Raw genomic sequence first — 24,979 nt, forward strand, 5'->3', positions numbered from 1 at the left:
ACGGAATCGGGCAGTATCTGGACAAAAACTCGGAACACACATCTCCGGACGAAGGAATAGACATGCAGCAGCGGCTTGCCATCCTCGACGACTACCAGGACGTGGCGCACGGCTTCGCCGACTGGACCTCCCTGGAACAGGTCTCCACCGCCGTCTTCCGGGAGCCGTTCCAGTCCGAAGATGCCCTCGCCGCAGCGCTGGCCGACGTCCAGATCGTGGTGGCGATGCGGGAGCGGACCCCTTTTCCGCGCTCCGTGCTGGAGCGGCTTCCCGGCCTGAAACTTCTGGTGACAACCGGCATGGCCAACGCCGCCATCGACGTGGCCGCGGCTGAAGAACTCGGGATCACCGTCTGCGGCACGTCAGGCTCGCCCACCGCCGCCCCGGAGCTGACGTGGGGTCTGCTCTTGGCGCTGGCCCGGAACCTCCCGGCCGAGGAGAACTCGCTACGGGCCGGCACGTGGCAAACGTCCGTGGGAATGGAGTTGTCCGGCAAGACGCTCGGCGTAGTGGGCCTCGGCAAGATCGGGCGCCGGATTGCCGCCTACGGGCAGGCGTTCGGGATGGAAGTACTGGCTTGGAGCCAGAATCTGACCGAGGAGGCCGCCGCAGAGGCAGGGGTCCAGAAAGTCAGCAAGGAGGACCTTTTCAGGAATTCCGACGTCGTCACCCTCCATCTGCGGCTGTCGCCCCGTTCCGAGGGGATCGTCGGTGAGCGCGAACTGCGGCTCCTTGGCCCGGAAGGCCTCCTCGTGAACACGTCACGGGGTCCCCTGGTTGAGCAGGACGCCCTGGTGCGCGCCCTGAACGAAGGCTGGATCCGCGGGGCTGCCCTGGACGTGTTCGACACCGAGCCCATCCTGCCGGCCCACCCGCTCCTCAGCACCCCCAACACAGTGCTCTCCCCGCACCTTGGCTACGTCACGCAGGAAAGCTACCGGCAGTTCTACGGCGGGGCGTTCGAAGACGTCAAAGCCTGGCTTGAGGGGTCGCCGGTGCGGGTGCTTACTGCCGGATGACTACGGTGTCGTAAATACGAACCCTTAGCCGGCCGCGGCGATCGTTGCCTCGATAGCCGCGGGCGACAACACATATTGCGTGACCAGCTGGCTGGCTCCAAGGATCGCTGCCTTGTCTCCCGCGAGGGACAGGGCGATACGCAAGTGGCTGGTGGCCAGTGGCAACGACCGCCGGTACACCACCTCGCGAACGCCAGCCATCAGGTGTTCGCCGGCCTGGCCCAGGCTTCCGCCGATCACGATGACCGACGGGTTGAGCAGGTTGACCACGGTGGCCAGCACATCGCCTACGTCCCGTCCGGCCTGGCGCAGGGCGTGAATGGCCTGCACATTGCCCTCGCTTACGAGCCGCAGCACATCGCTGCCCTTGCTTGCCGGGACGCCCTGCCGCTCCAGTTCAGCGGCCAGCGCGGGTGCGGATGCGAGCGCCTCCAGACAGCCGTAGTTGCCGCACCGGCAGAGCACGTCATCGCCACGCGGAACGCGGACGTGGCCCAGGTCGCCCGCCGTGCCGTTGGCACCGCGCTGCAGTTCACCGCTGCTGATGATGCCCGAGCCAACGCCCGTGGCAACTTTGATAAACAGGAAATTGGCGTGCTCCGGCCAGTGCGCCGTCCGCTCCCCCAGCGCCATGATGTTCACGTCGTTGTCCACCAGCACCGGTACCGGCAGCGAGCGCTGCACATAACGGACCACATCGAAGCCGTCCCAGCCAGGCATGATGGGCGGCTTAACCGGCCGTCCAGTGGCATGCTCCACCGGCCCCGGCAGCCCGATCCCGACGCCGGCCAGATCGTGGGTGCCCCGCCCCGCCTTCTGGAGCAGCGCCAGGCCCTCCTTGACCACCTTGCCCAGCACGGCTTCCGGACCGGCGGCCACATCCTGGGCCAGCCGCCGTTCGGCCAGGACTTTACCGCTGAGGTCGGTGACTGCCACGATCACGTGGGTGGCCCCGACGTCCACCGCCAGCACTGCGCGTGCCGCCGGGTTGAACGCAAAGCGCGACGGCGGCCTGCCGCCGCTGGAATTCGCCTCCCCCGCAGGCCCCACGAGGCCGGATGCGATAAGGGCGTCGATGCGTGCTGCCACGGTGGAACGCGCCAGTCCGGTGGTCAGGGCCAGCTCGGCACGGGTGCGTGCCCGGCCGTCCCGCAGGAGCTGGAAGAGGTCACCGGCGCGGGCCAGGCCACTGGCGTGATCCGGGGAAGCTGGCTCGGTTGCGGGGGCGGGGCTCATGGATCATGAATAACACACGTCCGTTCTGCCTGTCACGCCAAACAAAGAATGACAGCTGGCATTCAACTTTTGCTTGACGCTCGGCATAAGTCGTTCTAGCTTTAGTGGAGGCCACCCTTGGCAACCAGTCAGTGTTCGTCCGCCCACAGGAGAACCAATGAACTATTCCCTTCAGCTCTACACGCTCCGCGACGCGATGCAAGAGGACCTGCCCGGCACCATCCGGAAGGTCGCCGAGATCGGCTTTACGCAGGTGGAGCCGTACAACTTCGTGGCCACAGCCGAGGAACTCGGGAAGGCGCTGAAGGAGAACGGGCTGACCGCTCCGTCCGGGCACGCGCCGCTGCTCAGCCAGGACCAGGACCAGATCTTTGCGGCGGCCAAGGCACTCGGTATCTCCACGGTCATCGAACCCTTCATCACCGCCGAGCGGTGGCAGTCCGCCGAAGCCATCCAACAGACTGCCGCGAGCCTCAATGACGCCGCCAGGAAGGGCGCCGAATACGGCATCCGCGTGGGCTACCACAACCATCAGTGGGAGCTGGAGTCCGCCGTCGAAGGCCGGACCGCACTCGAATACTTCACAGACCTCCTTAACCCCGAAGTGGTCCTCGAAGTGGACACGTACTGGGTGGCCGTGGGCGGTCACGACCCCGTCGCCGTGCTGGAGCGGCTGGGCGACAGGGTGAAGTTCATCCACATCAAGGACGGCCCTCTGAACACAGACACCAAGGCGCAGCTGCCGGCGGGCAAGGGCAAGGTCGCCGTGCTGGACGTCATTGCGGCCGCCAGGTCCCTGGAGGTCGGCGTGGTGGAGTTTGACGACTACGCCGGCGACATCTTTGAAGGCATTGCCGAGAGCCTGGCGTACCTGAACGCCGCCGGAGCAGTAGGAACCACCGCCGAAAACGCCACAGCATGAGCCGCGCAGCAACAATTCGCAAAGGGCCCGTAGGCGTCGCCGTCATCGGCGCCGGAAACATCAGCAAGCAGTACCTGGACAACCTCATGGTCTTCCCGGACCTCAAGGTCCTCGTCATCGCCGATCTCTTCGAGGAAGCGGCAGCGGCCCGCGCCAAGGAGTATGGCATCCCCGAGTGGGGCGGCGTGGACGCGGCCCTGAACCACCCCGACGTCGAAATCATCGTCAACCTGACCATCCCTGCGGCGCACGTTGAAGTGGCCACGGCGGCTGTGAACGCGGGCAAGCACGTCTGGACCGAGAAGCCCTTCTCCCTGGACCGCGAATCAGGACTGGGCCTCCTCAAGACGGCCGACGCCGCCGGGATCCGCCTGGGCTGCGCGCCGGATACCTTCCTCGGCGCAGGCCTCCAGACTGCCCTGCGCGTGATCCAGCGCGGCGACATCGGGACGCCCCTGACGGCCATGACCACGTTCCAGACGCCCGGCCCGGAGTCCTGGCACCCCAACCCGGCGTTCCTCTTCCAGTCCGGTGCAGGCCCGCTCTTCGACATGGGCCCGTACTACCTCACCACCCTCATCCAGACGTTCGGCTCCATCCGCAAGGTGGCCGCCGTCGGCTCCTCCGCCAAAGCGACGCGCGTCATCGGCTCCGGACCCAAGGCCGGCGAGGAGTTCACCGTCGAGGTCCCCACGCATGTCAGCGCAATGGCCCAGTTCGAGAGTGGCGCGTCCTCGCACAGCGTGTTCTCGTTCGAGTCGCCCCGCGTACGGATGGGCTTCGTGGAGATCACCGGCACCGAAGCCACGCTCTCGCTGCCGGACCCCAACTATTTCGACGGCGACATCCGGCTCTGGCGGGCAGGGGACGAAGACTGGACCACGGTCCCCGCAACCGGTCCCGCCAATGGCCGCGGCATGGGCGTCCTGGATATGGCCCGGGCCCTCCGCGCCGGCGTCCCCCACCGCGCCACCGGGGATCTGGCCTACCACGTCCTGGATGCCATGGTCTCGATCTCCGAGTCCGTGGAATCCGGCACGTTCGTGGACGTCGAGAGCTCGGCAGCGGCGTCGCCCGCCCTGCCCGAGGACTGGGCACCCGAAACCGCTACCCTCTAGGGGCCACGCCATGACTGCACAGGATCCATCCGCACAGGGCAACACACCGCGCAAGACGCCGCTCGGCGTCGCGATGATCGGCTATGCGTTTATGGGCAAGGCCCACTCCAACGCCTGGCGCAACGTGGCGTCCTACTTCGACGTCCCGGCCTTCGAGCAGAAAGTCCTGGTGGGCCGCGACGCTGCCGGAGTGGCTGAAGCCGCCGCGAAATACGGCTGGGCCGAGACCGCCAACGACTGGCGGTCCGTCCTGGACCGCGAGGACATCGACATTGTAGACATCTGCGCGCCGGGCTGGATGCACGCCGAAATCGCCATCGCGGCGCTCCAGGCCGGCAAGCACGTCCTCGTGGAGAAGCCGCTTGCGAACACCCTTGCCGAGGCCGAGGCCATGGCAGCGGCCGCGCAGGCAGCCCGGGCCAACGGCGTGCAGTCCATGATCGGCTTCAACTACCGGCGCGTGCCCGCGCTGGCCCTGGCCCGGGAACTCATCACGGAAGGCCGGGTGGGTACGGTCCGCCAGGTCCGCGCCTCCTACCTCCAGGACTGGCTGGCGGATGAAACGGCCCCCATGACCTGGCGGCTGAACAAGGAAACCGCCGGCTCCGGCGCGCTGGGCGACATTGCCTCCCACACGATCGACCAGGTGCTGTTCCTGCTCGCGGACCAGGTCACCGAGGTTTCCGGCCGCCTGCACACCTTCGTGGGCCGGCGCCCCGGGGCCGGTGGTCCCGCAAGCGGGATGGAGGAGGTAACGGTCGACGACGCTGCCTGGGCCACACTCTCCCTCGCCTCCGGAGCGATCGCCTCAGTGGAGGTCTCCCGGGTTGCCACCGGCCAGAAAAACTCGCTGAAGCTGGAGGTCTACGGGGACAAGGGCGCCATTCTGTTCGATCTGGAGAACCTCAACGAGCTCCGGTTCCTGGACGCCACGGCCCCGGTCCGGGAGCAGGGGTTCCGGCGCATCCTGGTGAACGAACCCGAGCACCCGTATCTGGGGGCGTGGTGGCCGCAGGGGCACATCATCGGCTGGGAACACACCTTCACGCACGAAATCCGCGACCTCCTCACCGCCATCAGCACCGGAACCCCGCCCTCGCCGTCGTTCGAAGACGGACTCGAAGTGCAGCGGATCCTGAACGCCATCGAAGAGTCCGCCGCCGCGAACAGCTCCACCATCCGACTCAGCACACCAACCACGTCTGAAGGAGCCTGACATGCCCCGCCCCTACACCCTGTTCACCGGCCAGTGGGCCGACCTCCCCTTCGAGGAAGTCGCCCGCCTCGCCTCCGGCTGGGGCTACGACGGCCTGGAAATCGCAGTGTCAGGCGACCATCTGGACGCCTGGCGCTGGGACGAACCCGGCTACGTCGAAGCCAAACTCGCCGTCCTGGAGAAGTACAACCTGAAGGTGTGGGCCATCTCCAACCACCTCAAGGGCCAGGCCGTGTGCGATGACCCCATCGACTTCCGCCACGAAGCCATCGTGGGCGCGAAGGTCTGGGGCGACGGCGACCCCGAGGGCGTCCGGTCGCGTGCCGCCGAGGAAATGAAGCACACCGCCCGGCTCGCCAAGGCACTGGGCGTGGACACCGTCGTCGGGTTCACCGGCTCCTCCATTTGGCAGTACGTGGCCATGTTCCCGCCCGTCCCGGCCGCCGTGATCGAGGCCGGCTACCAGGACTTCGCCGACCGCTGGAACCCCATCCTCGATGTCTTCGACGAATGCGGCGTCCGCTTCGCCCACGAAGTCCACCCGAGCGAGATCGCCTACGACTACTGGACCACCGTCCGCACCCTCGAAGCGATCGGCCACCGCGAAGCGTTCGGCCTGAACTGGGACCCCTCCCACTTCATGTGGCAGGGCATCGACCCCGTCTCCTTTATCTGGGACTTCAAGGACCGGATCTACCACGTCGACTGCAAGGACACCAAGCTCCGGCCCACCGGCCGGAACACCGTGATGGGCTCCCACCTGCCCTGGGGCGACCCGCGCCGCGGCTGGGACTTCGTCTCCGCAGGCCGCGGCGACGTCCCCTGGGAATCGTCCTTCCGGGCCCTCGCCGCGATCGGCTACACAGGACCCATCTCCGTCGAGTGGGAAGACGCGGGAATGGACCGCCTCCACGGCGCCCCCGAAGCCCTCGCCGCGCTCAAGAAGTTCGACTTCCCGGCGTCGAACACGTCCTTCGACGCCGCCTTCAAGCAGTAGCAAATTAGACTGCCTGCATGACCCACACCATCCGGAAAGCAACAACGGACGACGCCGGCCCGCTCGCCGACCTGGCTGCGGTCACCTTCCCCCTGGCGTGCCCGCCGTCGTCGTCGCCGGAAGACATCGCCGCGCATCTGGCCAACACGCTGAGCGAGGACCACTTCCGCGGCTACCTCGCCGACCCGGAGGTCACCGTTGTGGTGATCGACGCCGACGCCGGGCTCCGCGGCTACAGCCTCCTTGTGAACCGGCCGGCAGAGGATCCGGACGTGGCGGCGGCGCTGACGCTCCGCCCGTCCACCGAGCTGAGCAAATGCTACGTCCACCCTGAACATCACGGGCTCGGCGCCGCGGCCGAACTGATGCACGCCAGCCTGCAGGCAGCCACGGCCGCCGGCGCGGCCGGGATCTGGCTGGGCGTCAACAGCCAGAACGCACGGGCCATCCGGTTCTACGAGAAGTCCGGCTTCCGGAAAGTGGGAAGCAAGTCCTTCAGGCTGGGCACCACCGTGGAACACGACTTCGTGATGGAACGCGCCGTCCCCTAGTTCCCCGCGTGTCCACCCAGGTTTTCGTCCAAGGGCGGACGCGGCTCCTTCAGCAGTTTGAAGCCCGGCGGAAGGCCTTCGATGTTTCCTTCCGGACCGCGCGCAGTGATGGAGATCCTGGAGTGGCCCAGCCGCACGTTGTCAGCCCTGAAGTCGCCTTTGTCCTCGGCGAGGAACGGCGCCAGGTGGACAACACCCCGCGTGAAGTCCGGATCAAAACGCAGCAGGATACGGGCAAGCTGGATGGGCGCCGCAGCGGCCCAGGCCTGTGGGGAGCACGCCGTCGGGTACGGCACTGGCCCATGATATTCACTGCGGTCGAAGCCGCAGAACAGTTCTGGCAACTGTCCGTCGAAATGTGCTGCTGCGTCGAAGATCCCCCGCGCCAGCCGTTTGGCCTCGGCCACATAGCCGTAGCGCATGAGGCCGGTTGCCACGATGGCCGAGTCATGAGGCCACACTGATCCGTTGTGGTAGCTCACCGGGTTGTAGGCGCCCATATCGGAGGCCAGCGTCCTGATCCCCCAGCCGGTGAACATTTCCGGCGACATCAGCCGTTCCACCACGGACGGCGCTTTTTCCTCGTCGACAATCCCCACCCAGAGGCTGTGGCCCATGTTGGACGTGCATGCGTCAACCGGAATTTTGTCCTTGTCCAGCGCGATGGCGAAGTAGCCCTTGTCCGGCAGCCAGAACTTCTCGTTGAAGGCTTCCTTCAGCGATGCGGCGCGGTCAGCCCAACGCTGCTCCGTTCCGGTGTCCCCGGCCGAGCGCGCCAGCAATGAGCGGCCAACGTAGGCGGCGTAAACGTAGCCCTGGACTTCGCAAAGGGCGATCGGAGGCTCAGCGATCCGCCCGTCGGCGAAGTTTATCCCGTCCCAGGAGTCCTTCCAACCCTGGTTCACCAGTCCGTGCTCGTTTGGCCGAAGGTACTCCACAAAGCCGTCACCGTCGCGGTCCCCGTATTTTTCAATCCATTCAAGGGCCCGGTCTGCGTGCGGCAGAAGAGAATCGATAACCTCATCCGACAGTCCCCACCGGCTGAGCTCGCCGAGGACACTGACAAACAGGGGTGTGGCGTCCGCCGTCCCGTAGTAGGCGGTTCCGCCCAGGGACAGCCCTGCCGTCACGCCCAGCCGCACCTCGTGCGGGATGCGGCCCGGCTCTTCCTCGGAGTCCGGATCGACTTTCGACCCCTGCAGTGTGGCAAGGGTCTGGAGGGTTCCCACCGCCAGCGTCGAGTCCACCAGCAGAGACATGTAGGAGGACAGGAGCGAATCGCGGCCGAACAGGGCCATGAACCAGGGTGCGCCGGCCGCAACGGCCGCACGGTCAGGATGCTCGGCATCGAAGATCCGCAACGACCCCAGATCGGACTGGCTGCGCTGCAGGGTTTCTTCGATATTGCGGTCCCCGACAGAGATGCGCGGGACATTTTCCTCCCATGCCAGGTGCCGCTGCACGCCCGTCCGGTGACGGGGCAGGCCCGCTTCGGTGAAGGGTTCGCTGGGGGCCGCTCCGTTGATCAGCGGCACCACAATGACGCTGGTGGACCACTTGCCTCGTGCCGGGATATGCGCGTGGAACCGCAGCGCGTCCACAGTGACTTCGGCGCCCGCCGCCCGGACCGCCGAGCCGCGCCGCTGCCCGTTCCTGAAGGTCTCGACCAACAGTTCTGCGCCCTTGACAGTCCGGGTCAGGCTGTCCTCATTGATCGGGCGGCCGCCCTTGACATCAAAAAGGTCGGCCTGGTCTGCGTCCACCAGGAGTTCGATCTCGCAGTCGACGGCCTCCGAGGAGTAGTTTCGCAGGGTGATGTCGTCCTGCAGACCGGGTCCGATGTGGCGTTGCTGGCGGACAACGAGCGGGCTGTCGAACCGGCCGTCCGGCCATTTGGCGCGGCCCACGAAGGCGGCCTCGAACGCGTCCGGCCGCTGCGCCACGAGAGGCTCGCGGAGGGCGCCGTTGATGCGCAGGACCCACCGGGACACAATCCGGGTATCGCGGTAGAACGCCCCGTTGGTTCCGCCCTCGGCGCTGATGTCGCCGCTGTGGGAGGAGATGCAGAACGAAGATCCCTCCACCAGGGTTACTGCGCCGGCCCCGCCCACATCGGCTTCCGTGTCGGCATTCCAGGCAGTCATGGATGCGCTCCTCCCTCAAGGCCGCCGGATAGAAACCGGGCCCGATTCCGGCGCCCGGCTAACTGCTCCCCGTATTTGATTCTGGTCCTCGTAGGAGCGCTCCGGAACCCCTGCCGCCTGACTCTTTTCCACGAGCTTTGCGTAGAGGTCCAGATGATTGCCCACCATCTTCTCCGTGCTGAACAGCTTGAGCGCCCGGTCCCTGCAGTGCGATCTGTCCAGCGATTCGGCGAGGGAGATGAAGCGGTGCAGCTCTTCGGTCGGCGCCAGGAATCCTGTCCTGCCGTGGTCCACGATTTCCGGCGCAGACCCGATCGGCGTTCCCACCACCGGAGTACCCGTCGCCAGGGACTCGATCATGACCAGGCCGAAGGGCTCGGACCATTGGATGGGGTTGAGGAAAGCCAGGGCCTCACCCATCAGCCGGAACTTGTCGTCATCGCCCAGCTCGCCCAGGAACTCCTCATTGGCTCCGAGGAGCGGTTCGATGACGTCATGGAAGTACGTGAGCTCAGCCGGCTCACGCATCTTGGCGGCGAGGCGCAGCGGGATTCCTGCGGCTTGCGCGATCCGGATTGCCTCCAACACGCCCTTATCCGGGCACATCCTGCCGACGAAACAGACGTAGCCGCCGTTTCCGGAACCCACCGGAACGGCGGAAACATCCATCCCGTGATGGATGACCCGCGTGATGGGGACATCCGGGACCTTGGATGCCTGGTCGCGGGAGATGCTGATGATCGCGGTATTCGGGGCCATGGCGCGGTACAAATCGGCCGACGCCAGGGTGAGGGGGCCGTGAATGGTGGTCACCACGGGAACGCTGGACTTCCGCGCGATCAGCGGCCCGGCAAGGGTGTGGTCATGGATGATGTCCATGCCGCCCAGGCCGTCATATGCCCTGACCACATGGCTGAGTTCTGAGAGGGTAAAGCCGAGATCCGCTGGCTGTGATTCCCTCATTCCTTCTACCAGGGGCGCTGGGCACGTGCTGTCGGACGCTGCCGCCAGCAACACGTCATGTCCCGCGGCGATGAATCCCCGGGCCAGGGAGTCAACAACCCGCTCTATGCCCCCATAACCGGCAGGGGGAATCGGAATCCACGGCGCAGCAATCAGTCCTATCCGCATGCTTCCTCCGGGAGGATCACATGCCACGCCCCCAGTACCTGGCGATTGGTTGTGTTTCAAAAGGCATCTGCTTAGCCCGTCGTTCCGACTATGGCCCCGGGAGGGCCATCTTTTCAAGCCCCTGTGTGACAAATCTGACACCCCCTCGCGGAATGGCTTCTGAACAGCAGGGGTTGTGGCAGGTATGAAGATTGAGATCTGGTCAGACGTCGCGTGTCCCTGGTGCTACATCGGCAAACGGCGGTTCGAGACCGCCCTGGCCGGGTTCCCGCACCGTGATTCCGTGGACGTGACGTGGCGCAGCTACCAGCTGGATCCCAGCCTTCCGGAGCACTACGACGGCACCGAACTTGAGTACCTGAGCAGAATCAAGGGCATGGCCCCGGAGCAGGTCTCGCAGATGTTTGAGCACGTCACCGCCCAGGCCAAGGGGGAAGGGCTCAATTACCGTTTCGGCCAGGTGGTGGTTGCCAACAGCTTCAGTGCGCACCGCCTGATCCACCTCGCCGCCCAGCACGGACAGCAGGATGCCGCTAAGGAGCGCCTGCTGAGTGACCACTTCGAGCACGGCAAGGACATCGGCAGCCAGGAGTACCTGACGGACCTTGGCCTGGCCCTCGGCATCAATGCCGACGAGGTGGCCGAACTGTTCACCACGGACAAATACGCGGACGACGTCCGCTTCGATTTCGAGGAAGCCCGCGCCCTGGGTATCACCGGCGTCCCGTTCTTTGTGATCGACCGCAAGTTCGGCCTCTCCGGCGCGCAGCCCGCCGAGACATTCACTGCAGCGCTCAACCAGGCCTGGCAGGAGACGAATCCGCTGGTGCTGGTCAGCGCCGCGGACGGCGAAGCCTGCGGCCCGGACGGTTGCGCCGTCTAGACCACAATGCAGTTTTGTCCAGGCAATGTACGAAACCGACGAGTTTGGCGTGATTATCTGGACAAAGACTGCACCACGTTTAGTGACACATCGCGGTAAAGTGTCTGCATGCCCAGGATTTCGGCGGCGAACAACGCCGCGCAACGCGCCGACACGCAGCGCCGGATCCTGACGGCATTCGGTGAGCTCCTCTTCACGCATGGCCTGCCCGGGCTGACCATGACGGACGTCGCCCGTCATGCCGGCGTGGGGCGAACGGCGGTCTATAACTACTACGCCGATATCGAAGAACTGCTGATCTCATACGCCCTGGACGAGACCGAGCGGTTCCTCAGCGAGCTGAGGGAGTCACTGGCTGCCCTCGAGAATCCCGTCGAACGGCTGGCCCTGTACGTGCGCACCCAGGTGGAAGACCTCAGCCGCCGCCACCTCCCGCCCGGACCTGCCATGGGCGCGGTCCTCTCGCCGTCGTCCTTTGCCAAACTGGCCGACCACGTCGGCGAACTCAGCGTCCTGCTGCAAGGCATCCTCCGCGACGCCATGGCGCAGGGCTACCTGCCGGCAGCGGACATCGGCCAGCAGGCGCAGCTGATTCACGGCACGCTGTCCTCCAGCGCCGCCCGCGGCAGCAACGAGCCCGCGGAACTCGAGGCCAGGATTGCCCGGACCGTTCGGTTCATCCAGCTGGGCGCCGGAGCGAGGTTCGACGACGACGGCGCGCCCCTGCGTGTCAGCCAGGGCGCGGCGCCGGTGAGTCAGGGGACGCCGGCAGGCTAGGGAGTGGCGCCGGCGGTCGGAATGACCGGCCACTTGGAGTCGTCGGCGATCCGGCGGCTCTCCCGGGGGCAGCTGAGCTTCCCGGGTGTCTGGTCCACCCGGTCCGCCGCGGCCAGCGCTTTGTAGTCACCGGCCAGGATCACGTCCACGCTGGCGTCTGTCCGGTCATCCTGGAAGTAGTCCGAGCCCGGCACGTTCCGCTGGACGGTGAAGGCAGCCGACTGCCCGGCGGCGCCTGAAACCACTGCCGCCACGCCCCGATAACCTGCCTCAGTGTTGGCCACAGCCCCCACCACAAACTTCCGGCCCAGCAATTCATCCGCCACCGAGCGCGCCAGGCCTGGCCGGCTGGTGGAGTTGTAGACGTTCAGGTTGACCTGTTCGGGTGGCGTGTAATCGAAGGTGGCTGCAGGACAGACGGCCTGGGGCTCGTCGCTGCCTGCCGTCGTCGGAAGCTTCAGCTGCCCGCTGATGATGGCGACCGCCGTGATGATGGCGCCGGCGATGAGCCCCAGCAGCAGGACCAGCACCACGCCATGAACCACCCGGCGGCGGAGGCGCACGGGATCGTCTTGATCGCCGGCGGCCTCAAAGGTGGCCCGCAGTTCGGGACCCGTGACCACACGGTGCCCGTGCAGGACACGGACGTCCTTGGGTTTCTTAGCCATCTATCACCAGCACGCGCGCGTGGATGGCGGTCCGTTGGTGCAGCGCAGTACGGACGGCCCGGTGCAGACCGTCCTCCAGGTAAAGGGTCCCCTGGTACTGCACTACGTGGGGGAAAAGGTCGCCGAAAAACGTGGAGTCCTCGGCCAGGAGCGCCTCAAGGTCCAGAGTCCGTTTGGTGGTCACGAGTTCGTCCAGGCGGACAGGCCGCGGCGGCAGCGACGCCCACTGTTTGGGCGTGTTGAAACCATGGTCAGGGTACGGGCGTCCCTCGCCCACAGCTTTGAAGATCACCCTGCCACCCTAGGCACCTTGGGGCTCCAAGAGAAGGGTCCGGACCGCGCCATTCCAAGGTTGTAGCCAAACGGTGACCATCTGTCACATGCCGCCAACTTTGGGCCGCCGGCACGGGGACCGTGGCCGCCGGCTGACACAATGGAGCCATGACTGCACCCGAATTCCCTGCCAGCTCCACGCCCGGCGTCCGCCTGCTGTCCACCCCGCCGTTGGCCCTCCTGCTTGACGTGGACGGTCCCGTGGCAAGCCCGGTCACCCGCGACGTGCAGCCCGCGATCATCGCCGACATGGTGGCGCTGGCCACCGCCGGCATTCCCGTTATTTTCAACACCGGCCGCTCCGATGCGTTCATCCGGGAACAGGTCATGAAGCCCATGATCGCAGCGGGAATGCCGTCCGGGACGGTCATCCACGCCATCTGCGAAAAGGGCGCCGTCTGGTTCAGCTACACCGCCGCCGGGCCCGGCCCCATTCACCTCGACCAGGAGCTGGCCGTGCCCAAGGCCTACGGCGACGACGTCCGCAGGCTCGTGGCGGAGGACTATTCTGCGCACATGTTCTTCGACGAGACCAAACGCGCCATGGTGTCCGTGGAGCAGCACATTGAGGTGCCTTCCGCCGACTACCTCGCCGAACAGCAGCTCTTCGACTCCGACGCGATGGACCTCATGGCCCGCCACGGCCTGGGCGTGGTCCGCCTGGACCACCATGCACCGGGTTCCGATGACGCGGTGGACTACCGTGTTGATCCCACCATCATCTCCACCGACATCGAGTCCGTGCGGCTGGGCAAGGACCTTGGCGCCAGCCGCGCCGTGGAGCTGCTCGCCGCGCAGGGCATCACGCCGCAGGCGTGGCGCACGATGGGCGACTCCCGCACGGACTACGCCATGGCCGACTGGCTGCATCACAACGACCACCCCGTGAAGCATGTTGACGTCCGCCCGGCGGACGGCGTTCCGGTCAAACCCTACGACGTGCTGACCGCCACGGACCTGGGGCTTGGGGATGATGTAATCCACGACGACGCCGGCGGAGCTTTCCTGCGCAGCTGGCGGGAGGCCGTGGACAGCTGAGCCCCTGCCGGGCGGCGTTCCGTCCGCCGGAAGCGTGCCGTTTTGGGGGTACCGCTATTATTCAATTAAGAACGCCTACCAGTTAACCGCGACGGAGACAACCATTACAGAAGCACCCGTTACAGAAGCACCTGCCCAGGACGAGATCTACTACGGCGGCCAGGCGTCGGTAGAGCCGCGCACTCACGCGGAGGTGACCTCGCCGGCTGCCGAAGCCCGGCTCAAGCACCGGCCCGATGTGGTCCGGCACAAGGGCCGGTACGCCCTGATCAACCACAACCGGACACCGTACCAGGCCATGGTTGAGGATCTCTTGTTCCTGCGCAACGTGCTGGCGGGCGCCGGGCTGGACTACCTCCTGGTACGCGGCAACAACGACCGCCCAGTGATCGCTCTGGACTGGAAGGACCGCAAGAAACTGCGGACCGCGCTGGTGGAGGCCTGCCGCAACGAGCCTGTCTACTCCATGACGGTTGATGCCAAGAAGAAGTCCTCTGTGCTGGTGGCGGACGGCGAGTTGTCACCCAACCGGCAGGCCCGCATCTTCCGCCTTTACCGTCCCCGGGTTGAGCCCGAAGGCGGCTTCGAGTTCGGCTCCTCGGCGGGCGTCCAGATTGAGCTATGGAGCTTCGACGGTAGCGAAATTACCCTTCCCATCGAGAACTCCCTCACCCGGCGAACCATGCTCGCCCAGGACGCGGTCCGTGGAACCGTTGAGCGGTACGGCCACACCTGGCCCACCATTGAGAACATGTTCGCTGACCACGCCAGCGACATCAGCTTCGATATCGACCTGGTTTTTTCCTGGGTCGATGGCAGTTCGCCCGAGTACATCGCAGCACGCCGCTCCCAGCAGCAGGGTGTGGTTCTCGGCGAAGGCGACGATCACGAAGCCCGGTTCCGGCAGATCAACGAACTCAAGTACGCCCTGCGTTCGGTGTACATGTTCGCACCCTGGATCCGCCGCATCTTCATCGCCACGGACTCCCCCGCACCCGAGTGGCTGGCAGAGCACCCCTCCGTCACCATTGTCCGCAGTGAGGAATTCTTCTCTGATCCGTCCGTGCTGCCGACGCACAACTCGCAGGCTGTGGAATGCCAACTCCACAACATCGAGGGCCTGTCCGAGCACTTCCTCTACTCGAACGATGACATGTTCTTCGGCCGGCCCGTGGGGCCGGACCTGTTCTTCACGCCGGGCGGCATCACCAAATTCATCGAGGCGGAGACGCGGATCGGGCTGGGCGACAACGACGCCGAGCGCAGCGGTTTCGAAAACGCAGCCCGTGTGAACCGCAAGCTGCTCTGGGATCGTTTCGGGCGCATCACCACGAGGCACCTTGAGCACACCGCCGCCCCGCTGCGGCGCAGCGTGGTGGCCACCATGGAAGGCGAGTTCCCGGACGAGTTCCGGAAGACTGCGGCCAGCCGGTTCCGCGCCGCGGACAACATCTCGGTCACCAATTCCTTCTACCACTACTACGCCCTGCTCACCGGCCGTGCCGTAACCCAGACCGCAGCGAAGGTGCGCTACGTGGACACCACCGCCCGCGCCGGGCTGAATTATCTGCCTAAACTCCTGGCCAAGCGGAATATGGACTTCTTCTGCCTCAATGACGGCAGCTTCCCGGAAGTTCCCGCGGATGAGCGGGCCCAGCTGGTGACCGACTTCCTGGAGAAGTACTACCCCATCAAGGCGCCCTGGGAATTGTAACCGGTGGAGTGCAGGACCGGGCTTGCTCAGTCCCGCACTCCGGGTAATGCCGCTAAATTGTGCTGGGCAGAGCAACCTTGGCGGCCCCGACTTTTGCCTTGTCCGGGATACTGATGCCAGCGGCGGCCAGGCGCTCGGCGGTCATTTCCGGTGTGACGTGTTCGCCAACGGTGGGTGTGCTGCCCAGCGGAACCACCGAGTGGACAATGGTGTGTTCGTAGACATGCACCAAATTGAAGGCCTGCCCGCCGTCCCTACCGCGGGTGCCCCCTACCGCCACATTGAGGTCCTGCGTATAGCACGTGGCCGACGCGACCGAGACAGGAATCCCGGCAAAGCTCGCGGTGGTTGAGTAGTGCAGGTGTCCGGCAAGGATGGTCCGGACGTCCGAGTTGCGGACAACGGCAGCCAGGCTGGCCTGGTCACGCAGCTCTACCAGAACGGAAAGGTCCAGGACGGATGGGACCGGGGGATGGTGGAGCGCCAGGATGGTGCCATCAGGAGCGGGAGTTTCCAACTCGCGCGTCAGCCACTCCAGCTGTGAGGTGCTCAGCTCGCCGTGGTGGTAGCCCGGAACCGAGGTGTCCATGGTGATAACGCGGAGGCCGTTCATAAAGTAGCTGTGATCCACCGGTGCATCGCTGGCGGGCTGGTCCAGCAGCCCGGTCCTGAAGTTGGCCCGGTTGTCGTGGTTGCCCATCGCCCAGATGACCTTGGCGCCCAGGTCTTCGCACGCCGGATCCACGATGGCCCGCAGTTTCGCGTAGGCCTCGGGGTCTCCCTGGTCAGCAAGGTCGCCGGTGAAGATCACGGCCTCGGGCCGCGCACCGGAAGCCCGGACCTCGTCGAAAAGCTGAATGAGCTTGGCTTCGCTGTCAACAGCGCCGTAAAGGGGATCCGGACCCCCCAACAGGTGGGGGTCGCTCAGGTGGAGAAGGAAGTGGCGTGGCCGGGGATGTTCGGCCTCGATGTGCTTCATTGCTGCCTCTGTGGTTGGTGGGAAGCGGCGCTTCCCTTCTACCCTTCAGTAACCTTTATCAAACCAGATTTTGGGGAAATTTTGAGTAAATTACCGCGGGCAAGTTGGAAAAAAGAAAAAGTTTTGGGCTACCGAGTGACCGGAAGTGACTTTGGTTCATTAAATTCGGCCAGAGCCTCTTCGATGGCGTCGAGAACGTCGGCAGAATCCGGTTCGACGGTGGGGGCGAAGCGTGCCACCACCTCGCCAGCGCGGTTCACCAGGAACTTCTCAAAGTTCCATTTCACCAGGCCCGGCAGCACGCTGGTCTTGAACCTGGTCAACTCGGCATAGAGCGGGTGTTGGTCCTTGCCCCGCACGTTGGCCTTGGCCGTGAGGGGGAAGGACACACCGAAGTTCCGCTCGCAGAAGTCGGCGATCTCGCTGTCGCTGCCCGGCTCCTGACCGGCAAATTGGTTGCACGGCACGCCGAGAATGTCGAAGCCCCGGTCCCGGAACTTCTCGTACAGCGTCTCCAGTCCCGCGTATTGCGGTGTCAGGCCACACTCCGACGCCACGTTAACCACCATGACCACGTTTCCTCTGAACCGGCCGAAGTCGGTCCGGGTGCCGTCGTTGAGCGTGAGCGGGATGGGGTACAGAGAGGTCACAGCGCCGTCCTTGGAAGGTTGGTCATGCAGGTGATTCGTTGCCAACCGTCAAGGGTACGGGTGCATGCTGGGAGTTATCTGTCAGCCGTCCGTCGGCAGGGGGTCCGAGGACGTGGTGGTTGTAGTCCCGGGCGACGCTGTTGTGGTTTCGGCTGGCGCCGTTGAAGTCTCGGCTGGCGCCGTTGTCGTTTCGGCTGGCGCCGTTGAAGTCTCAGCTGGTGCCGTGGGTGTCGCGGTCACAGTCGGCGTCGTCGGTGTCGTGGTCGCAGGCGGTGTGGTGGTCACAGGCGGCGTCGTGGTCGCAGGCGGTGTGGTGGTCACAGGCGGCGTCGTAGTCGCAGGCGGCGTCGTGGTCGCCGGCGGTGTGGTGACTGCAGGGGTTGCGGATGCTGTCGGCGTTGACGGCGATGTCGTTGGGCTGGTGGTTTTGGTTTCGCCCGACGACGGCGCACCGGTGGAGTTCGACGGCTTCGGCGTCGTCGTGGGCCGCGTAGCCGCCACTTCCGGAGCCTCGGCCAGTTCCTCTTCGCCCCCCAGGACCGTGTGGCTGTTGTCCGCCGCGACCGGGATGGCCCAGCGTTGCGCCCCGGACGCGTCAGCGCCCTTGCCGGCATAACTGACCATGGCGATGTCCTGCAGGTCGTCCAGCTGCCGGATGGCAAGGAGCGTCCAGCGGAGCGGGCTGGTGTGCTTGCCGTTAAGGATCGTCTCGAAATGCAGGTGGCAGCCGGTGGACCACCCGGTGGTGCCCACCCGCGCGATAACCTGCCCCACCTGCACGGTGTCCCCTGCCCGGACGGCGATGGCCTCGAGGTGGTTGTACGTAGTGATAAGCCCGTTGCCGTGGTCAATTTCCACGCGGTTGCCGCCGCCCCAGGGGTGCCAGCCGGCGGCCCTGACCACTCCGGCGTCGGCGGCATAGACCCTGGTGCCGCAGCCTGCGGCGAAGTCCTGGCCGAGGTGGAAGTCTCCGTCTGTCCCGCTGATGGGGCTGACGCGGTACCCAAAGGGGGAACTCGACGTGAGCCTTTCAAGAGGTGCCATCAGCGACCCCTCCGGCGGACGCTTAAGCCCGGCAGACGCCACGTTGAGCGGCGCGGTTCCACCCTTGGCAACCGTCCTGACCATGGTGCGGCCGAACGGGACGAGGGCCCTGCTGTCTGTCAGGACGGCAGGGGCCAATCCCGGGGCGCCCACTTGGCCGGTGCCGGCTACCGGCGCTGCGGCGCCAGATTCGACTGGCGGGGCTCCTGGGAACCCCACAGCAAAAAAGGCAGCGGCAGCAACCGCACTCGCCGCCAGTGCACGCACAGCGACCAGGCAGAGGCCTGCAGACTCGTTGTCCCGGCCGGATCCCCCATGAGTTCCCAAGCTTTGACTCCCTGTTTGCCCGCCAGACCCCAATCTCGACGGGTTTACCCACCTATGTGACCACATAGCCCCCCGGCCTGTGAACCCCAAAAAGCATTCATTGCGGCCTTTTTAGGGATTTGCGGCAAGCCCTCGCCTGTCGTCCGGCATGGGCGAGAATGGAAATATGCGCAAATTCCTCAGGGAATGGCAGGGCGAGCTGAAGCGGGTCTTCACTGGAAGCGTCGACGCCGTACCTGACTGGGTCCCACGGCTCGCCGACGGGGATGACACCGGCTATCACCTGCCGGGTTCAGCCGTCTGGGCGGTGCACGGTTCCATGACGCCCATCGTTGGCGGAATCCGGGCGCTGCTGATGCAGGCCCTGCACCCCGGTGCTTTGGCGGGCATCCATGAGCATTCCGACTTCCGGGCGGACCCGCTTAGCCGGCTGGCACGGACCATCCGCTGGATCTTCACGGTCACCTATGGCTCCACCGCCGCCGCCGGACATGCCTCAGCCAGGGTCCGCCGCCTGCACGAGCCCGTCCAAGGCAGCTACAACAACCGGACCGGCTCGGTTCAGCAGTATTCTGCCAACGACCCGGAGCTGGCGCGCTGGGTCCACATCGCATTCGTTGATGCATTCCTCACAGCGCACAAAATCTGGGGAGGGAAGATCCCCGGCGGTCCGGATGCCTATGTCCGCGAATGGGCCCAGGCAGGGCGGCTGATGGGTGTCGAGGATCCGCCGCTGACCGAGGCCGACATGAGGAAGCAGCTGGACCGCTACTATCGCGACGGCGGGCTGCTGGCGGATAACAGGGTTGCCGAGACCGTCGGGTTCCTCCGGAACCCGCCACTGCACCCCTTGTTACGGCCCGGATATCAGATCATCTTCGCCGGGGCCGTCTACAGCCTGGAACCGCAATACCGCCGGATGCTGGGGCTCGAGCTTCCCCGGCTGGGTCCGTTCGCGCTCCCCGTAAGGCTTGCGACGAAAGTCACCCTCGGCGTCGTACATCTTGCCTTGGGACGTGGGCCCGGACCCAGCGAGCAGGCAGCCAGGGCAAGGCTCCGCCGGCTGGGGTATGAGGCCGCTGACGCTGTCCCGCGGAAAACAAAAACCCGGTCCTGACAAGGTCAGGACCGGGTTTCGGTTGGCGGAGAATGGGGGATTTGAACCCCCGAGGGCGTTAACCCAACACGCGTTCCAGGCGTGCGCCATAGGCCGCTAGGCGAATTCTCCAGCTGCTTCTGAATCAAAAGCAGACACTAGACTACCTGAACTTTTCGGCATCGCCCAATTGGCTCCCTTCGGGCGCCCGTTAACGTCAAAATGGACGCCCCCAATGCGCCCATTCCTACGGAACACCGTTGAGCTGCCGGGTCCGGCCCTCCAGCCAGGCCCCGCAGCTCACAACCTTGAGATTGCCCCAATCGGTGTACATACCCATGATCAGCCCTACCCGCCGGATAAGCAATGAAAATGCTCCCCTTAACGCTGGCGCACTTTGGCAGGATGAAGCCATGTCACAGCTGCACGCCCTGGTGATTTACGTTCCGGACACCCACTACGAGGCGCTGCTCTCGGCAATTGGCGACGCCGGTGCGGGAAGGATCGGGAATTATTCGCATTGCTCCTTCGTGGTGCCTGGCACCGGCCGGTTCACGCCCCTGCCTGGCGCTGAGCCCTTCATAGGCGCCGTGGGGGCAGGCGAGCAGGTGCCTGAAATCCGGGTCGAGTGCGTTGTGGAGGAAGAGATGCTCGACGCCGTTGTCCTCGCCCTGCGCGCTGCCCATCCCTATGAGGAACCCGCCTTCATGACCTGGCCGGTGGATGACTGGCGCAGGTAGCCGTTTTTGTCCGGGCTGTCCGGCAGCTTCAGCTGCCCTGCCCCGGTTCGAGCCGCGCCAAAACTTCGGGTAAAGTTGTCTGCGGCCCCTCATGTGGCGTCATCCTGTTGAACTCCCCCAGGACCGGAAGGTAGCAAGGGTAAACGGGCTCTGGCGGGTGCATGGGGGGTCTTTACTATTCCCCACACAGGGCGACCAGCCCGCGAGGGATCTGATTGTCGGCCCGGATTGGTAGGGTTTTTACGTGACTGTTACAACCACCGCCCTTTACCGCAGATACCGTCCGGACTCCTTCGCTGACGTCATCGGGCAGGAACATGTCACGGAGCCGCTGATGACGGCCCTGCGCAAAAACCGCGTAAACCACGCCTACCTCTTTTCCGGCCCTCGCGGCTGCGGCAAAACGACGTCCGCCCGCATCCTGGCCCGCTGCCTGAACTGCGCCGAAGGCCCCACGGACACGCCCTGCGGAACCTGCCCCAGCTGCGTTGAACTTGCCCGCGGCGGTTCGGGTTCCCTTGACGTCATCGAGATCGACGCCGCAAGCCATGGCGGCGTGGACGATGCCCGCGACCTCCGCGAACGGGCAACCTACGCCCCCGTTCGTGACCGCTACAAGATCTTCATCATCGATGAGGCCCACATGGTCACGCCGGCTGGCTTCAATGCCCTCCTGAAGATCGTCGAAGAGCCGCCGGAGCACATCAAGTTCATCTTCGCCACCACGGAGCCGGACAAGGTCATTGGTACCATCCGCTCCCGCACGCACCACTACCCTTTCCGGCTGGTACCGCCCGAGCCGTTGATGGCGTATCTGGAACTGCTGTGCAACCACGAAAACGTGCCGGTTGCCCCCGGAGTCCTGTCCTTGGTGGTCCGGGCCGGCGGCGGATCGGTCCGTGATTCCCTGTCCGTACTGGACCAACTGATGGCTGGTGCCGGCGCCCAAGGCCTTGACTACGAACTGGCCGTGGCCCTCCTCGGCTATACCCACGCGTCTCTGCTTGATGACGTGGTGGAGGCTGTGGCTGCCTCCGACGCCGCGACTGTTTTCCGGGCCGTGGACCGCGTCATCCAGACCGGCCACGATCCCCGCCGTTTCGTCGAGGACCTGCTGGAACGCTTCCGCGACCTCATCATCGTCCAAGCCATGCCCGAAAGCGCCCAGGTGATCCTGCGGGGGATGCCGGCGGACCAGATCGCCCGGCTCCAGAACCAGGCGCACAACCTCGGCGCCGCTGAACTTTCCCGCGCCGCGGATGTTACCAACACGGCACTGACCGAGATGACCGGCGCCACTTCACCCCGGCTCCACCTCGAGCTTCTCTGCGCCCGCATTCTCCTCCCCAGTTCGGAACAGACCGAGCGTGGCATCGCTGCCAGGATCGATCGCGTGGAGCGGCGCCTGAACTACGCCGGGAACGACGTCGGCGCTCCCGCTCCCGCTGCAGCGCCAGTTTCGTCAGTGCCCGGCCCGGCAACAGAGCCGTCAGAGCCCGTGCCTGCACCTCAGGTTCAGGCTGCGCCCGTTCACACCGCGCCCGTACACACCCCGCCCGTCGAAACGGTCCCTGTTCACGGGGCCCCCGACTCCGCGGCCTCCGTTCAAACTCCGGCTCCTGCAGCCGCCGCTGCAGCGCAGCCATCAGCGCAGGCAGCCCCCGCCGGTCCTGAGCCGGCACGGCAGCAGGCCGCCGATGCCGAAGATTCCCGAACGCCACTGACTCCGCCCCGGGTCAGCACCAACGACTGGCCTGTGGACGAGTCTGCAGGAACCCGTCCGGCAGCACCCGCACCGCAGCGACCTGCCCCGTCCGTTCAGGAGAGAAGGCCAGCGTCCGTCGACACTGTGCCCGCCACGTCGTCGCCAGTCACCGGCCCACCAGCCACCTCCGCGCCAGCCGCCGCCGCTGCTGCTCCGGCCGGCCCGGCCTCCACCGGCGACGTGGAGGTCCTGCGCCGTGCCTGGCCAGAGGTCCTGCAAACCCTTTCCAAGATCAAGCGCAGCACGTGGGCGCTGGTGGAACCGAACGCCCAAGTCGGCGCATTTGACGGCCAGGTCCTGACCCTCGCTTTCACCACCACCGGCTTGGCAGGCGCGTTCGGCCGGGCTGATCACTCGGAGAACCTGCGGCAGGCGATCCACAAAACAGTGGGCATCGACTGCCAGATCACCGCCGTCGCAGGTGGCACCAGCAGCTCAGCGAGCTCTGAGCCAAACCCAAAAGCACCCGCTAGCCGGGAAACCCCGGCCAGCTCAGCAGACGTCGCGTGGGGACTGGCCCCTGCGTGCACCGATTCCACTCCGGCTGTACAGGTGCCCACCGCCAGGCCTGAGCCCGCCGGCCCGGCCGTACCGGCGCAGGCGCCAGCAGCTTCGTCTGGCCCCGCGCCTGCGCCGTCCCATGTGGCTGCGTCTGGCCCGGCGACTTATCCTGTTCCCGCACCGGCTCCAGCCCCCGTGGCTTCGCCTGCCCCCGCACCAGAACCGGCCCCGGCCCCGGCCCCGGCCCCGGCGAATGCGACAACGACGGCTGCTGAACCGGCCGCGCAACCCGCGTCCGCCGTCGAACGTCCAGCCGAGACGCCGTCTGGGAAACCGGAGCCTGCACGGCAGGATCAGCCGCGCCCGGATCAGCCGGAGGCGGGCTCATACGCCTACTCCGACGACGACTGGGGTCCCCCGCGGGACGAGGACGCTCCTCCGCTGGAGGAGGAACCGCCCATGGATTGGGATCCCTCCGCTCCGGCGGAACCCCGGCGCTCGCCGTCGCAACCGGTGCCCGCTGCCGCCCCCTCCGGAAAACGGCCGGCACGTGGTGCCTCACGGCCTACTGCGGCCAGCGCCTCACAGGCCACACCCACTGCTGCGGCGGCGCCGTCACAACCCGGCACGTCACACGACCCCTGGGGCCTGGCCGTGGAGCAAGCGCCCGGCGTCTGGGTGGTTGGCACAGAACCCAACCTTGGCAAGAGCCCGGCGGCGTCCGCCCCGGACGAGGCCGTCTCCACTGCTCCGGCACCCAATTACGAGCCTGCCACTGCCCAAATCCCCCAACCTTCAGTCAGCAGCCAGTCCGAGGCCGACGCCAGCTGGGGACTGCCCCCAGTAACGCCCAGCCTCCCGCCGGCCGTCCCCACGGCCGGGAAATCTGCAGCTGACATGCCTGCAGCAGACTTCCGCACGGCGAACGCCCACGAAATCGGGGTCCCGGCAGCGCACGTCCCCGTACCGCATACGGCCCCGTCTGCGCCCCTTCCTGCTGAGCGCACCGCGCCGGGCACCGGAGCGCAGCAAAGCCAACCCCCAGCGGAGCCGGCCCAAGAGTCAGCTGTCCCGGAGCGGGCCGAAGCACGCGAGTACGCCATGGCGTCGGTTGCACCGACGGCGGCACCGCTGCAGCCGGCTCCCGCAACGTCCCCCTCGGCCGCCCAGGCCCGGCAAAGTCTCTACCAGCGGCTGTCCAACAGCCCCGAAGCCGAGGCCGGACGTGCCAAGGCGCCGGCCCGCGCGGTGGCCGCCACCTACGTCCAGGACATCCCCAGCGCCGACGACGAAACGATCGAGGAATCCGGCGTCTTTGGACGCGCCGCGGTCGAGCGTATTCTGGGCGGAAAGCTGATCGAGGAGCGTTCCTCGGACGGAACCCCGATCGTTCCCGGCTTCTAGGCCCGGGTTCTTAGGCACGGGCCGGAACCGCGTCCGCCACTCCACGCATCATCCAAGCCAAACCAAAAGAGGAAAACGTGTACGAAGGTGCAGTCCAAGAGCTAATCGATGAGCTCGGACGCCTTCCCGGTGTAGGTCCCAAGTCCGCCCAACGGCTGGCCTTCCACATCCTCGAAGCCGACCCGCAGGACATGAAACGCCTGGTCGAAGCCATCACCACGGTGAAGGAGCGCGTGAAGTTCTGCACCGTGTGCGGCAACGTCACGGAGCAGGAACTGTGCAACATCTGCCGGGACCCCCGGCGCGACCCGTCGGTCATCTGTGTGGTGGAGGAATCCAAGGACGTCCTGGCGGTGGAGCGCACGCGCTCCTTCCGCGGCCGGTATCACGTACTGGGCGGGGCCATCAATCCCATTGCCGGCGTGGGACCCGAGCAGTTGCGGATCCGCGAGCTCCTGACACGGCTGAACGACGGCGCCATCCAGGAAGTCATCATCGCCACCGACCCCAATCTCGAAGGTGAAGCGACGGCCACGTACCTTGCCCGCATGCTCAAGACGATCGGCATTGCCGTCACCAGGCTCGCCTCCGGACTGCCCGTGGGCGGCGACCTTGAATACGCCGACGAGGTTACCCTCGGCCGCGCTTTCGAGGGCCGCCGAAACGCACTGACCTAAGGGATTTGACCTCACCTGACGTGAACGGGCAGCAGGCCGGGTTTACCCA

At 66.0% G+C, this 24,979-nt stretch carries 22 protein-coding genes, 1 tRNA gene and 1 other RNA gene; 15 read left to right on the top strand and 9 right to left on the bottom strand.

Annotated elements, in window-relative coordinates; genetic code table 11:
• The first annotated feature begins 62 nt into the window (after positions 1-62).
• Entirely contained in the window at positions 63-1,019 is a 957-nt protein-coding gene (locus J2808_RS04695) for a D-2-hydroxyacid dehydrogenase family protein (RefSeq protein ID WP_309812364.1), read from the top strand.
• 24 nt (positions 1,020-1,043) lie between these two features.
• On the opposite strand, the gene J2808_RS04700 is transcribed toward J2808_RS04695, so the two are convergent.
• Positions 1,044-2,255, bottom strand: a complete 1,212-nt coding sequence (locus tag J2808_RS04700) for an ROK family transcriptional regulator (RefSeq protein WP_309812366.1) — start codon at positions 2,253-2,255, stop codon at positions 1,044-1,046.
• A 157-nt stretch (positions 2,256-2,412) separates the two neighbouring features.
• Between J2808_RS04700 and J2808_RS04705 the strand changes: the two genes are divergently transcribed.
• The 5 genes from J2808_RS04705 to J2808_RS04725 are packed head-to-tail and all read left to right on the top strand — an operon-like array spanning position 2,413 to position 7,059.
• Positions 2,413-3,177, top strand: coding sequence for a sugar phosphate isomerase/epimerase family protein (locus J2808_RS04705; protein WP_309812368.1), 765 nt, complete (start codon positions 2,413-2,415; stop codon positions 3,175-3,177).
• On the top strand, positions 3,174-4,295 hold the full coding sequence (locus tag J2808_RS04710; protein WP_309812370.1) for a Gfo/Idh/MocA family protein: 1,122 nt from the start codon (positions 3,174-3,176) through the stop codon (positions 4,293-4,295). The genes J2808_RS04705 and J2808_RS04710 overlap by 4 nt, the downstream gene beginning before the upstream one ends.
• A gap of 10 nt (positions 4,296-4,305) precedes the next feature.
• Entirely contained in the window at positions 4,306-5,511 is a 1,206-nt protein-coding gene (locus J2808_RS04715; protein ID WP_309812372.1) for a Gfo/Idh/MocA family protein, read from the top strand.
• A gap of 1 nt (position 5,512) precedes the next feature.
• Positions 5,513-6,508, top strand: a complete 996-nt coding sequence (locus J2808_RS04720; protein WP_309812375.1) for a sugar phosphate isomerase/epimerase family protein — start codon at positions 5,513-5,515, stop codon at positions 6,506-6,508.
• A 17-nt stretch (positions 6,509-6,525) separates the two neighbouring features.
• Complete coding sequence (locus tag J2808_RS04725) at positions 6,526-7,059, top strand: GNAT family N-acetyltransferase (protein WP_309812376.1); 534 nt, start codon at positions 6,526-6,528, stop codon at positions 7,057-7,059.
• Here the strand turns inward: J2808_RS04725 and J2808_RS04730 are convergent.
• Together J2808_RS04730 and J2808_RS04735 are read right to left on the bottom strand one after the other, a co-directional pair.
• Positions 7,056-9,203, bottom strand: coding sequence for an amylo-alpha-1,6-glucosidase (locus J2808_RS04730; protein ID WP_309812377.1), 2,148 nt, complete (start codon positions 9,201-9,203; stop codon positions 7,056-7,058). The two genes, J2808_RS04725 and J2808_RS04730, sit on opposite strands and share 4 nt — an antisense overlap.
• A 15-nt stretch (positions 9,204-9,218) precedes the next feature.
• Positions 9,219-10,334: a glycosyltransferase family 4 protein gene (locus J2808_RS04735; RefSeq protein ID WP_309812383.1), complete on the bottom strand. Its 1,116-nt coding sequence runs from the start codon at positions 10,332-10,334 to the stop codon at positions 9,219-9,221.
• 184 nt (positions 10,335-10,518) lie between these two features.
• Here J2808_RS04735 and J2808_RS04740 point away from each other — a divergent pair, with 184 nt between their 5' ends.
• Positions 10,519-11,217 carry a DsbA family oxidoreductase gene (locus J2808_RS04740; protein WP_309812386.1) on the top strand — a complete coding sequence of 233 codons (699 nt, stop codon included), beginning with the start codon at positions 10,519-10,521 and terminating at the stop codon, positions 11,215-11,217.
• A gap of 108 nt (positions 11,218-11,325) precedes the next feature.
• On the top strand, positions 11,326-11,994 hold the full coding sequence (locus J2808_RS04745; protein WP_309812389.1) for a TetR/AcrR family transcriptional regulator: 669 nt from the start codon (positions 11,326-11,328) through the stop codon (positions 11,992-11,994).
• Here J2808_RS04745 and J2808_RS04750 read toward each other — a convergent pair.
• Together J2808_RS04750 and J2808_RS04755 are read right to left on the bottom strand one after the other, a co-directional pair.
• The gene (locus tag J2808_RS04750; protein WP_309812393.1) at positions 11,991-12,662 is read right to left on the bottom strand and encodes a LytR C-terminal domain-containing protein; all 672 of its coding nucleotides are present in this window, start codon (positions 12,660-12,662) and stop codon (positions 11,991-11,993) included. The two genes, J2808_RS04745 and J2808_RS04750, sit on opposite strands and share 4 nt — an antisense overlap.
• Complete coding sequence (locus tag J2808_RS04755; RefSeq protein WP_058930154.1) at positions 12,655-12,954, bottom strand: type II toxin-antitoxin system VapB family antitoxin; 300 nt, start codon at positions 12,952-12,954, stop codon at positions 12,655-12,657. The genes J2808_RS04750 and J2808_RS04755 overlap by 8 nt, the downstream gene beginning before the upstream one ends.
• 149 nt (positions 12,955-13,103) lie before the next feature.
• On the opposite strand from J2808_RS04755, the gene J2808_RS04760 reads away from it, so the two are divergent.
• Positions 13,104-14,033 (top strand): Cof-type HAD-IIB family hydrolase, encoded by a 930-nt coding sequence (locus tag J2808_RS04760; protein ID WP_309812401.1) that lies wholly within the window; start codon positions 13,104-13,106, stop codon positions 14,031-14,033.
• Between the two features lie 34 nt (positions 14,034-14,067).
• Complete coding sequence (locus J2808_RS04765) at positions 14,068-15,747, top strand: stealth family protein (RefSeq protein WP_397427984.1); 1,680 nt, start codon at positions 14,068-14,070, stop codon at positions 15,745-15,747.
• A 52-nt stretch (positions 15,748-15,799) separates the two neighbouring features.
• On the opposite strand, the gene J2808_RS04770 is transcribed toward J2808_RS04765, so the two are convergent.
• From J2808_RS04770 to J2808_RS04780, 3 genes are all read right to left on the bottom strand, one after another.
• The gene (locus J2808_RS04770) at positions 15,800-16,726 is read right to left on the bottom strand and encodes a phosphodiesterase (protein ID WP_309812404.1); all 927 of its coding nucleotides are present in this window, start codon (positions 16,724-16,726) and stop codon (positions 15,800-15,802) included.
• A gap of 128 nt (positions 16,727-16,854) precedes the next feature.
• The gene (locus tag J2808_RS04775) at positions 16,855-17,376 is read right to left on the bottom strand and encodes a glutathione peroxidase (RefSeq protein ID WP_309812406.1); all 522 of its coding nucleotides are present in this window, start codon (positions 17,374-17,376) and stop codon (positions 16,855-16,857) included.
• Between the two features lie 81 nt (positions 17,377-17,457).
• Positions 17,458-18,747: a M23 family metallopeptidase gene (locus tag J2808_RS04780; RefSeq protein WP_309812408.1), complete on the bottom strand. Its 1,290-nt coding sequence runs from the start codon at positions 18,745-18,747 to the stop codon at positions 17,458-17,460.
• Between the two features lie 166 nt (positions 18,748-18,913).
• Between J2808_RS04780 and J2808_RS04785 the strand changes: the two genes are divergently transcribed.
• A complete protein-coding gene (locus tag J2808_RS04785; protein WP_309812412.1) occupies positions 18,914-19,864 on the top strand; it encodes an oxygenase MpaB family protein in 951 nt (316 codons plus the stop codon).
• 23 nt (positions 19,865-19,887) lie between these two features.
• On the opposite strand, the gene J2808_RS04790 is transcribed toward J2808_RS04785, so the two are convergent.
• A tRNA-Ser gene (locus J2808_RS04790) sits at positions 19,888-19,975 on the bottom strand.
• 281 nt (positions 19,976-20,256) lie between these two features.
• Between J2808_RS04790 and J2808_RS04795 the strand changes: the two genes are divergently transcribed.
• From J2808_RS04795 to recR, 4 genes are all read left to right on the top strand, one after another.
• Positions 20,257-20,583, top strand: coding sequence for a YqfO family protein (locus J2808_RS04795; RefSeq protein ID WP_309812415.1), 327 nt, complete (start codon positions 20,257-20,259; stop codon positions 20,581-20,583).
• A gap of 80 nt (positions 20,584-20,663) precedes the next feature.
• An RNA gene (gene ffs, locus J2808_RS04800) (signal recognition particle sRNA small type) lies at positions 20,664-20,760 on the top strand.
• Between the two features lie 67 nt (positions 20,761-20,827).
• The gene (locus J2808_RS04805; protein WP_309812418.1) at positions 20,828-24,253 is read left to right on the top strand and encodes a DNA polymerase III subunit gamma and tau; all 3,426 of its coding nucleotides are present in this window, start codon (positions 20,828-20,830) and stop codon (positions 24,251-24,253) included.
• Positions 24,254-24,330: 77 nt separating this feature from the next.
• Positions 24,331-24,930 (top strand): recombination mediator RecR, encoded by a 600-nt coding sequence (gene recR, locus J2808_RS04810; protein WP_164202505.1) that lies wholly within the window; start codon positions 24,331-24,333, stop codon positions 24,928-24,930.
• The last annotated feature ends 49 nt before the right edge of the window (positions 24,931-24,979 follow it).

This window comes from Pseudarthrobacter sulfonivorans, assembly GCF_031454915.1.
Taxonomy (GTDB): Bacteria; Actinomycetota; Actinomycetes; order Actinomycetales; family Micrococcaceae; genus Arthrobacter; species Arthrobacter sulfonivorans_C.